9 protein-coding genes and 1 tRNA gene are annotated in these 9,568 nt (G+C 68.4%); 5 read left to right on the top strand and 5 right to left on the bottom strand.

Annotated features, from left to right (window positions below; translation table 11 throughout):
* Positions 1–309: 309 nt before the first annotated feature.
* The gene (locus tag F9K34_RS05660; RefSeq protein WP_291335933.1) at positions 310–1,842 is read right to left on the bottom strand and encodes a putative bifunctional diguanylate cyclase/phosphodiesterase; all 1,533 of its coding nucleotides are present in this window, start codon (positions 1,840–1,842) and stop codon (positions 310–312) included.
* A 74-nt stretch (positions 1,843–1,916) separates the two neighbouring features.
* Complete coding sequence (gene ttcA, locus F9K34_RS05655) at positions 1,917–2,786, bottom strand: tRNA 2-thiocytidine(32) synthetase TtcA (RefSeq protein ID WP_291335932.1); 870 nt, start codon at positions 2,784–2,786, stop codon at positions 1,917–1,919.
* A gap of 164 nt (positions 2,787–2,950) precedes the next feature.
* On the opposite strand from ttcA, the gene F9K34_RS05650 reads away from it, so the two are divergent.
* Complete coding sequence (locus F9K34_RS05650) at positions 2,951–4,552, top strand: pentapeptide repeat-containing protein (protein WP_291335931.1); 1,602 nt, start codon at positions 2,951–2,953, stop codon at positions 4,550–4,552.
* Here the strand turns inward: F9K34_RS05650 and yidD are convergent.
* The 3 genes from yidD to rpmH are packed head-to-tail and all read right to left on the bottom strand — an operon-like array spanning position 4,534 to position 5,374.
* Positions 4,534–4,800, bottom strand: a complete 267-nt coding sequence (gene yidD, locus F9K34_RS05645) for a membrane protein insertion efficiency factor YidD (protein ID WP_291335930.1) — start codon at positions 4,798–4,800, stop codon at positions 4,534–4,536. The genes F9K34_RS05650 and yidD overlap by 19 nt on opposite strands.
* Complete coding sequence (gene rnpA / locus F9K34_RS05640; RefSeq protein WP_436405714.1) at positions 4,797–5,216, bottom strand: ribonuclease P protein component; 420 nt, start codon at positions 5,214–5,216, stop codon at positions 4,797–4,799. The genes yidD and rnpA overlap by 4 nt, the downstream gene beginning before the upstream one ends.
* 23 nt (positions 5,217–5,239) lie before the next feature.
* The gene (rpmH, locus tag F9K34_RS05635) at positions 5,240–5,374 is read right to left on the bottom strand and encodes a 50S ribosomal protein L34 (protein ID WP_291335928.1); all 135 of its coding nucleotides are present in this window, start codon (positions 5,372–5,374) and stop codon (positions 5,240–5,242) included.
* Positions 5,375–5,686: 312 nt separating this feature from the next.
* Here rpmH and F9K34_RS05630 point away from each other — a divergent pair, with 312 nt between their 5' ends.
* The 4 genes from F9K34_RS05630 to F9K34_RS05615 all read left to right on the top strand — a co-directional run bounded on the left by F9K34_RS05630 (position 5,687) and on the right by F9K34_RS05615 (position 9,557).
* Positions 5,687–7,042, top strand: coding sequence for a sensor histidine kinase (locus F9K34_RS05630; protein ID WP_291335935.1), 1,356 nt, complete (start codon positions 5,687–5,689; stop codon positions 7,040–7,042).
* Between the two features lie 80 nt (positions 7,043–7,122).
* Positions 7,123–7,199: transfer RNA gene (locus F9K34_RS05625), tRNA-Arg, on the top strand.
* A 390-nt stretch (positions 7,200–7,589) separates the two neighbouring features.
* Entirely contained in the window at positions 7,590–9,191 is a 1,602-nt protein-coding gene (locus tag F9K34_RS05620) for an FMN-binding glutamate synthase family protein (protein ID WP_291335927.1), read from the top strand.
* A gap of 165 nt (positions 9,192–9,356) precedes the next feature.
* Positions 9,357–9,557, top strand: coding sequence for a YgaP family membrane protein (locus tag F9K34_RS05615; protein WP_291335926.1), 201 nt, complete (start codon positions 9,357–9,359; stop codon positions 9,555–9,557).
* The last annotated feature ends 11 nt before the right edge of the window (positions 9,558–9,568 follow it).

Raw genomic sequence — 9,568 nt, 5'->3', positions numbered from 1 at the left:
CCACAGGAGGATCACGAGGAACGACAGCACCGTCGCGAGAATGAGATTCTTGTTCTGATCGTCCATTCGGACCCACCACCCGTCCTGCCGAGGTTGCGGCTGGTTCAACAGAACGGGGGGCCAAAGGTCAAGCGGTTTCGCCGGCGCCGGAGGGTGACCTGAGCGCGCGACCGGGTCCGCTCACCCGGCATCGGGCCGCCAGTGGTGCCTCCGGCATCCCGGCCTCCCGCTGAAACGGGCGTGACCCCTCCTGTCGGCCTCGTCGGGCTCGGGAGATTGCGCCCCTGCGCCGTCGCCCGGCCGCGGCCCCTAGCCGGTGCGGCGGGCGATTCCCGGTGCGGCGTTCAGCTTGGCGCGATGGTTCAGGAGCCAGTCCTGGACCAGATGCATCGGCATCGGCCGGGCAATGGCGAACCCCTGCACATGGGTGCAGCCGAGCTGGGCAAGATGGGCGTGTTCGCCGATCGTCTCCACGCCCTCGGCAAGCGTCTCGATCCCGAGCCGTTCGGCCATCGAGAGTATCGCCGCCACCATGCGCTGCTGCGACGTATCCGAATCGACGCGCGTGACGTAGGTCCGGTCGATCTTGATCCGTCCGACCGAGAAGCGGCGGATCGAGGAGAGAGAGGCGTGGCCGGTGCCGAAATCGTCAAGGTCGATGCTGCAGCCGAGCTTCGCCAGCGCGCTGATGTTGTGGACGATCAGGTCGTTGTCGGTTTCTGCGACCACGGATTCGAGTATCTCCACGGTCAGCCTCTCGGGCGAAAGGTCGAAGCGGTCGAGTTCCCATCTGAGCTTAGCGGCGAGGTTCGGGTTGCGCAGTTCGGCCGAGGAAAAGTTGACGGCGACCCGCGGCACGCGGAGACCCGCCCGGTCCCAGGACCGGAGCGACGAAAGTGCCTGGCCGAGGATCACCTCGCCGAGGCGTTCGCCGAGCCCGGCCGAGAGGATCGCCGGCAGGAAGTCGGCTGGCGTGAGGACGCCGCGGACCGGGTGCTGCCAGCGCGCTAGCGCCTCGAATCCGGCCACATCGCCTGTGTCGGTCGAGAGCTGCGGCTGGAAGTAGGCGACGATCTCTCCGGACTCGAGCGCCGCGTCCACCTGGTCGCGCAGCGCGTCCCGTTCCATCGCGGCACGGCCCATGTCCGCCGAATAGGCGCGGATGCCGCCCGGTCCGTTCCGCCGTGCGTCGTCCTGCGCGAGTTCGGCCGCGGCGAGCGCGCTTGCGCCCGCGCGTTCGGGCGCGCGGGCCGTCAGGCAGAAGCCGACGGACGCGCTGACATAGACGGTCATCGCGTCGACCGAGAAGGGCTCGCCGACCGCCGCGCGGATGCGGCCCGCGATCTGGATCGCCGCCTCGAGGTCCATCCGCCGCGCAGGGGCGAGCGCGACGGCGAACCGGGCCGCGTCGATCCGGCGGACGACATCCCGCTCGCGCAGAACGCTGGCGATTCGCTCGCCGACGCGGCCCATGGTCCGGTCATGGGCCTCCTGCCCGTAGGTCGCGACGAAACGGTCCTGATCGTCGAGTCCGACGACGAGGCACGCTGAGGACCTGCCGGTGTCTTCCTGCGTCTGGTAGGCGTCGTCGAGCGCGGCCGCGATGACGTGCCGCGGCGGCGCCTCGACGGCGAAACGCTCGGCATGGATACGTCTTGTCGCGTCTGGCCGCTGCCGCGCCAGGAGCGCCATCGGCACACCCGCCACCGCCGTGATCACCGCCCCCCTGGGGCCGAACCAGAGGAGAGCCAGGCCAAGCGCGGGATAGAGCGCCAGGAATTCCGGCGCGGCAAGCCAGGCCGCGGCGCGGCGGAGGGCTGTGATCGGGGTGTGCCGGACCATGCGGGCCTCATCCATCTGCGGCCGCGGTGCGCGGCGCTTCGACGGACGCTAGGCTGCTGGGGGTGACCGCGAGGTTAATCCAGGCCGCCCGTGAGCCGCGGAACATCGCTAAAATCTGCGCGACCCGGCGCGAGTCCGGCGAAATCGAAGAGCTTCGGGTCCAGAAGGTGCGATGGCCGCGCATTCATCAGCGCGCGGAACATCACCTGCCGTCGGCCGGGGTTCCGCGCCTCCCAGCCGTCGAGGATCTGCTTGACCTGCTTGCGCTGCAGTCCGTCCTGGCTGCCGCAGAGGTCGCAGGGAATGATCGGGTAGTTCATCGCGCGGGCAAACTTCTCGCAGTCCGCCTCGGCCACGAAGGCGAGCGGCCGGCAGACGAAAAGGTCGCCATCCTCGTTCACGAGCTTCGGCGGCATGGTGGCCAGCCGTCCCCCGTGAAAGAGGTTCATGAAGAAGGTCTCGAGGATGTCGTCGCGGTGGTGGCCGAGGACGACCGCCGAACAGCCTTCTTCCCGCGCGATGCGGTAGAGGTTGCCGCGACGCAGGCGCGAGCATAGCGAGCACATCGTGCCGCCGGGCGCGATCTTGTCGGTGACGATGGAATAGGTGTCGGCGTATTCGATCCGGTGCGGGACGCCCATCTTCGTGAGGAACTCGGGCAGCACGGTCGCCGGAAATCCCGGCTGGCCCTGGTCGAGGTTGCAGGCCAGCAGATCGAGGGGCAGAAGGCCGCGCCACTTCAGCTCGTGCAGCACGGCAAGCAGCGTATAGCTGTCCTTGCCGCCCGATAGGCAGACGAGCCAGCGCGCGCCGCGCTCGACCATGCCATAGGTCTCGATCGCCTCGCGCACCTCGCGCACGATGCGCTTGCGGAGTTTGCGGAACTCCGTCGTCGAGGGGGCCCCGTGGAACAGCGGGTGGATGTCGTCGGCGTCGTCGAGCATGGCGCTGCTCCGGCATGGGTCGCAGATTGCCATAAGGACAGGTCTTTGCCATCGTCAAGTCGTAGAGCGGCAGACCGCGCGTCAGAGGGTCGTCGGACATGGCGGAACGCGACACTAGCCGGCCGGATTCGGCGCCGGCGGGGCGCCCGGGCCTCGGACCGTGGATGGGTGTGCTCGTCTTTGGTTTCGGCACCGCGGCGGGTTTCCTCGTCGCCTTTTCGGGGCTTGCCTACCTCGAGGACGGCGCCGGGCTCATCGTGCTCGTCTTCCTCTCCGCGCTCTTCGTCGTGGCGCTCCTGGGCGCGATGCTCTTTCTCGCCCGCCGGCCGATCCTGCGGCGGCTCTTCGGCCATGCCGAAACCGAGATCGAGCGGATCGCCGCGCCGCTTTCGGCGATGGCCGAACGCACGATCGAGCGCGATGCGGCTGGCGCCACGGCGGCGGCGCGCGAGGTTGTGGCGCTTGCGCTCGCGCGCTACGCCTGGATAAGCGCGCGCCGCTGGATCATCGCGTCGCTCACCGCGCTCATCGCCGCAATGGCGGCGCTCGCCGGGACGGCGCTGCTCTTCAAGCAGAACCAGCTCCTTGCCGTGCAATCCGATCTCCTGCGCGACCAGAACCTACGGATCGGCGAACAGACGATGCTTCTCATCCAGGATGTGCAACTTGCGGAAGCCTCCCGCAACGCCGCGCTGGCGGTCGAGATCACGGGCATCGCCGCCCGGCTCGGCGCTGCGCTCGACGCGGCAGACCGCGATCGGGCGCCAGCGCCGGGTTCCGGGATCTTCAACCTGATCGACCCCGCGACGCTCGACCGGGAACTGATGCTGCGGATCACGTCGATCTCGCGTGCAACCCAGCCCTACCGCTTCCTCGATCTCGGCGTGCGACCCGAGGACTCCGGTGACAAGATGCGCCACGCGATGCTGCGGCGGCGGGCCGATCTGCCGGAAAGCTACGCGCGGATGGCGACGGCCTTCCGCTGGCCGGAAGCGGAGGCGGAGAACCGGCTCATCGACCGGCCGGCCAGCCCCGAGCGGGGTCAGCTTCTGACCGTTCTCCTCGGCGCAGGCATTCACAACCTCGAAGCGCTGAACTTCGCCGGGCTCGACCTGTCCTTCGCCTACCTGCACAACACCGACATCGCGCTTCTGACCGGGCTCGGTGCGCGGCTGTCCTACGCCGATCTCTCCGGCAGCTACCTGACCGAGGCGGACCTCGGCGGGGCCTATCTGGAGAATGCCCGGTTTCGGGACGCGCAGTTCCGCCGGTCGAGTTTTGCCGCGGTCGGGCCAGAGCGGACTCGTGCGCCCTTCCTGCCGGAAAACGCCCCCTATTCGAGTTTCCTCGCCGGGGCGGATTTCGACAGGTCCGTGCACTTCGGCACCGACTTCGGTGGCGCGCTCCTGACGGCGGCGAGCTTTGACGGTGCGGTTCTCCTCGGCGCACGGTTCGACGGCGCGGCGCTCGGCGCGGCGACCTTCCGGGGCGCGGTTCTGGTCGGGGCGAGCTTCGCGGGGGCAGAGCTGAAGTCGACCGACCTCGACGGCGCGATCGTCTTCGGTCGCGACGTTCTGGCCGAGCTTGCGGCTGCCGCCGCCGAGGGGAGCTTCGTGCCCGAACGGTTCAGGGCAGAGCCGGTGACGCTCGACGATGTCATGGCGATCAATCTCGTCTACCAGAACCTGGACCGAACCGAGGTCGAGGCGGCGGCGGGCGGCGGCACACCTTTCCGGCTGGTCCGCGTTCAGCCCTTCGAGGACTGATCCCCGCCATTGCCGGCGTCCGGCGCGTGGCTCGGTACCGGATCGTAGCCCGAACCGCCCCAGGGATGGCAGCGTCCGATGCGGCGCAGGGCGAGCCAGCTTCCCTTGACCGCCCCATGCTTCTCCAGCGCCTCGATCGCATAGGCCGAACAGGTCGGCTGGTAGCGGCAGGAGTGCCCGACCCAGGGGCTGAGGATCAGCCGATAGGCCCGCACAGGCAGGGCGACGACATGGGCGAGGGGGCTCATGCCTTCGGTCCGTGGATGCGGTCGAGTGCGCGCATGAGGTCGGCCTTCATCTCGGCGAAATCGCCGGCCGCCGTCGCCTCGGGGCGGCCGACGAGGACATAATCCCAGCCGGGGCGGGCGTGAAGGGGCAGGATGACGCGGGCGATCTCGCGCAGGCGCCGCTTGGCGCGGTTGCGGGCGACCGCGTTGCCGAGCTTCTTCGAACAGGTGAACCCCACGCGGATCGCGGCCGGGTCGGCCTCGTCGGGCTGGCGCTGCCGCGCCTGGAGGAGGAAGCCCGGCATCCCCTGCCGGCGCCCCTGCGCGGCGCGGAGGAAGTCGGCGCGTTTCGTCAGCGTCAGGCAAACGAAAACCGCCGGAGGCGTGTCCGTGCCCCGGCCCATCTGGCCTTGCACGGGCGCCTCCGGCGGTGTCATGCCGTGTGCCTGGTTGTCGGCGCTCAGGCCGACAGGACCTTCCGGCCTTTGGCGCGGCGCGCGGCCAGAACCTTGCGGCCGCCCTTGGTCGCCATGCGCGCACGGAAGCCGTGGCGACGGGCGCGGACGAGGTTCGACGGTTGGTAGGTGCGCTTCATCGCGTCAACTCCGTTTTCGGGCAGCCCAAACCGATACGGATTCGAAGGCCGCTGTCATTCGAAGCCCGGCTCTTAGACGCCCTCGCGGGCCAAGTCAACTCGCCTTGGCCCGGAATTCCGCCTTTCGCACCACAATGCGGCAGGCGGCGCGGCGGCCCTGGCATGGCGGGTGGTTTAACAGCCCGCGGCGAATGATTATCCTAGGGTCGACCGCGGCAGGCCAGCGCCCGGCGAAACTGCCGCGGTTGGGCGGAAGGGATCTGACGATTGAAGCTCTTCAACACGCTTTCGGGCCGGTTCCTTCTCCTGACGATGCTCTTCGTGATGCTCGCCGAAGTGCTGATCTTCGTCCCGTCGGTCGCGCGCTTCCGCGAGGACTACATCCTGTCGCGCCTCGAACGGGCGCAGATCGCCTCGCTCGCGCTCCTCGCCACCGACGAGATGATCGACGAGAACCTCGAACGCGAACTCCTCGAGAATGCCGAGGTCTTCAACGTCGTCCTCCGGCGCGACGAGGTCCGCCAGCTCGTGCTCTCCTCGCCCATTCCCGCGCCGATCTGGAAAAGCTACGACCTGCGGGCGGCCTCCGCCTTCGAACTCATCCGTGACGCCGTGGCCTGCCTTGTCGATCCGACCGACCGCACCATTCGCGTAATCGGCGACCCGGTCCGGCAGGCAGGACTGCTGATCGAAGCGACGATGAGCACGGCTCCGCTGCGGGCGGCGATGATCGACTACGGCCTGCGCATCCTCGGTCTTTCGGCGCTGATCTCGGCGGTGACGGCGGCGCTCCTCTTCCTGGCGGTCCGGCAGGTTCTGGTGACGCCGATCCGCCGGCTGGTTGCGCAGATGCGGCTTTACGCCGAGGCGCCGGAGGATGCCCGGCGGGTGATCGAGCCCCATGCCGAGGTGATCGAACTGCGCGAGGCGGAAGAGGCGCTCAGGTCGATGGAGCGCCAGTTGACCGGGGCGCTGAAGCAAAAGGAGCGGCTGGCGCAGCTTGGAAGCGGCGTGGCCAAGGTCAGCCACGATCTGAGGAACATCCTGACGACGGCGCAGCTTCTCGGCGACCGCATCGAGGGCAGCGACGATCCCATGGTGAAGCGCTCCGCGCCGAAGCTCGTCGGCTCCATCCGCCGGGCTGTGGCGCTCTGCGAATCCACGCTCGCCTTCGGCAAGGCCGACGAGCCGCCGCCGACGCTTGCTCGGTTCATGCTCGCCGGTCTCGTCCGCGACATCGTGGAGAGCGAGCGGCTCGCGGCGGGCGAGACCGCGCTGGACTTCGTGACCGACGTGCCCGCCACGCTGACGATCCGCGCCGATCAGGAACAATTGCATCGGGTCCTGACGAACCTCGTGCGCAACGCCCGGCAGGCGATCGAGGCGACGGAGCGCCCGGGCACCATCGAGGTCGGGGCGGGCGAGGAAGAGCCCGGGTGGTGGATCCGGGTGGGCGACACCGGACCCGGCCTGCCGGAGCGTGCGCGCGACCATCTTTTCCAGCCGTTCCAGGGCAATGTCCGCAAGGGCGGTGCCGGTCTCGGCCTTGCCATCGCGGCCGAGCTTGTCCGCGGCCATGGCGGCCGGCTGGAGCTTCTGAAGACGGGCCCGGACGGGACGGAGTTCATCATCCACCTTCCCCGCGACCTCGCCACGCCGTCGCTCTAGGCCTCCGCCTGACGAGCGCTTGCGTCGGGGCGGTTTTGCCCTTGCATTGGCCAGCCCGCCTCGCTAAATGCCGTGCCTACGCGCCCGTAGCTCAGCTGGATAGAGCACCAGACTACGAATCTGGGGGTCAGGAGTTCGAATCTCTTCGGGCGCGCCATCTTGCACCAGTCGAAGCGGATCCGCCCGGCGTGCCTCAGGCGGGTTATCCGCTCCCTATCGGTGCAGTCCCCACAATCGATGCCGGCTGTTCCCGCTGGCGGATGTCATCCGCGATCTGCCGGCTCGATTTCGGCGGGGCGTCCGTCAGCTCCACGTCGCCCGGTTCGCGGAGATGGCGTCCGAGCGAACCGGACTGATTGTTGCGCTGGCCAGCGGCCGGGCATCCACGAGACCGGCCGGCAGAGGCCGGGCGCACCGCCCGGCCGCCACCGGCGCGCGTTAACCCTGCCGCAAGTCCTGGTGCCGATCCTTTGCGGACATTGGCATTTGCTTCGGGGAACGCGCCCGGGCAGGATCATGCTCGCGTTGCTCAGCGGGGCGGTGAACGATGGAACGGTACTCGGCCTTGGTGCTGTCGGCCGCACTTGCGGTCGTCTTCGCGGTCGCGGCGACATGGCAGGATTGGCTCCTGCTGCCGACGGCGATCTTCGCGTCCCTGTCACTGCTCGGGACCTACGACCTCCTCCAGCATCGGCACGCGATTCTCAGGAACTACCCCCTCATCGGCCACATGCGCTTTCTCTTCGAAGGCATCCGGCCGGAGGTCCGCCAGTACCTGATTGAAAGCGACCAGGACGAGGAGCCGTTTTCGCGCGACGACCGCTCGCTCGTCTACCAGCGCGCCAAGGGGGTGGAGGACAAGAGGCCCTTCGGCACGCGCGAGCGCGTCTACGACGCCGGCTACGAATGGCTCACCCATTCGATCGTGCCGGTGCAGATCGAGAATGCCGACTTCCGCACCCGCATCGGTGGGCCGGACTGCCGCCAGCCCTACGACGCGTCGATCTACAACATTTCGGCGATGAGCTTCGGCGCGCTTTCGGCCAATGCGATCCTCGCGCTGAACCGGGGGGCGCGGAAGGGCGGTTTCGCCCATGACACGGGCGAGGGCGGGATCAGCCGCCATCACCGCGCGGGGGGCGGCGACATCATCTGGGAAATCGGCTCGGGCTATTTCGGCTGCCGGACGCCGGAGGGTCGGTTCGACCCGGAGCGGTTCCGCGACCAGGCGGCCGATCCGCAGGTGAAGATGATCGAACTGAAGCTGAGCCAGGGCGCCAAGCCCGGCCACGGCGGTGTCCTGCCCGGCGCCAAGGTCACAGGCGAGATCGCCGAGTCGCGCGGCGTGCCGCTGGGCGTCGATTGCGTCTCGCCGGCCGCGCATTCCGAGTTCTCGACGCCGATCGGGCTGATGGAGTTCATTGGCCGGCTCAGGGAGCTTTCGGCGGGCAAGCCGGTGGGGTTCAAGCTCTGCATCGGCCACAGGCGCGAATTCATGTGCGTCGTCAAGGCAATGCGAGCGACCGGCATCACCCCCGACTTCATCGTCATCGACGGCAAGGAAGGCGGCACGGGGGCCGCGCCGGTCGAATTCGCCAACCACATGGGGATGCCGCTGGTGGAAGGGCTGACCTTCGCCCACAACGCGCTCAGGGGGGCAAACCTGCGCGACCGCGTGAAGCTCGGTGCCTCGGGCAAGGTCGTCAGCGCCTTCGACATCGCCCGCGTCCTGGCGCTCGGCGCCGACTGGGCCAATTCCGCGCGCGGCTTCATGTTCGCCGTCGGCTGCATCCAGGCGCAGGCCTGCCATACCAACCGCTGTCCCGTGGGCGTGGCGACGCAGGATCCGCTCAGGGCGCGCGCACTCGACCCCGGCGACAAGGCGGAGCGGGTCTTCCGCTTCCATCGGAACACGCTGAAGGCCCTGGCCGAGATGACCGGCGCGGCGGGGCTGGCCCATCCGGGGGATTTCCTTCCCCACCACCTTCTGATGCGCGAGAAGGACCGCGACATGGTGACGGGCGAGGAAATCTATCCCTACCTGCCCGAAGGCTTCCTCCTGCGCGAGGAGGAGGACGGCTTCGGCTACCTCTTGCGCTGGCGCCGGGCGCGCCCCGAAAGCTTCGCGCCGGTCGGCCCCTGGGTCTGACCGTTGCAACCTTGCCCGGTCCGCCGCCGGGTTCCTGCTGCCCGGTTGATCTGGGTCATGGCCGGGCTGCGACCATTTGGCGAAAAGCGGGAAAATTGAAGGTGCCATCTTGATTTCGGAATTTACATTCACGATTATGAATGTGACAACACAACGGAGGCTGTCATGTCCCTTGATCGCACCATCTTTGCCTTTGCCGGCGCCATGGTTCTACTTTCCGTCGCTCTGACCCAGTGGGTCTCGCCCTACTTCGTCTGGCTGACGGTGTTTGTCGGCCTGAACCTGCTGCAATCCGCCTTCACCGGATTCTGCCCGGCCGCTTCGTTCTTCCGCAAGATCGGCGTGAAACCCGGCTGCGCATTCTGAAAGGCCGCATC

The organism is Albidovulum sp. (assembly GCF_008933605.1).
Classification (GTDB): domain Bacteria; phylum Pseudomonadota; class Alphaproteobacteria; order Rhodobacterales; family Rhodobacteraceae; genus Albidovulum.
Note: the sequence above shows the minus strand (reverse complement) of the source record. Positions and strands in the feature narration are given on the sequence as shown.

Excerpts from the sequence above, each read along its gene's own strand:
- F9K34_RS05630 (WP_291335935.1), top strand. The coding sequence starts at position 5,687 with ATGCTCTTCGTGATGCTCGCCGAAGTGCTGATCTTCGTCCCGTCGGTC.
- F9K34_RS05660 (WP_291335933.1), bottom strand. The coding sequence starts at position 1,842 with ATGGTCCGGCACACCCCGATCACAGCCCTCCGCCGCGCCGCGGCCTGG.
- F9K34_RS05650 (WP_291335931.1), top strand. The coding sequence starts at position 2,951 with ATGGGTGTGCTCGTCTTTGGTTTCGGCACCGCGGCGGGTTTCCTCGTC.
- rnpA (WP_436405714.1), bottom strand. The coding sequence starts at position 5,216 with ATGACACCGCCGGAGGCGCCCGTGCAAGGCCAGATGGGCCGGGGCACG.
- rpmH (WP_291335928.1), bottom strand. The coding sequence starts at position 5,374 with ATGAAGCGCACCTACCAACCGTCGAACCTCGTCCGCGCCCGTCGCCAC.
- yidD (WP_291335930.1), bottom strand. The coding sequence starts at position 4,800 with ATGAGCCCCCTCGCCCATGTCGTCGCCCTGCCTGTGCGGGCCTATCGG.
- F9K34_RS05620 (WP_291335927.1), top strand. The coding sequence starts at position 7,590 with ATGGAACGGTACTCGGCCTTGGTGCTGTCGGCCGCACTTGCGGTCGTC.
- ttcA (WP_291335932.1), bottom strand. The coding sequence starts at position 2,786 with ATGCTCGACGACGCCGACGACATCCACCCGCTGTTCCACGGGGCCCCC.
- F9K34_RS05615 (WP_291335926.1), top strand. The coding sequence starts at position 9,357 with ATGTCCCTTGATCGCACCATCTTTGCCTTTGCCGGCGCCATGGTTCTA.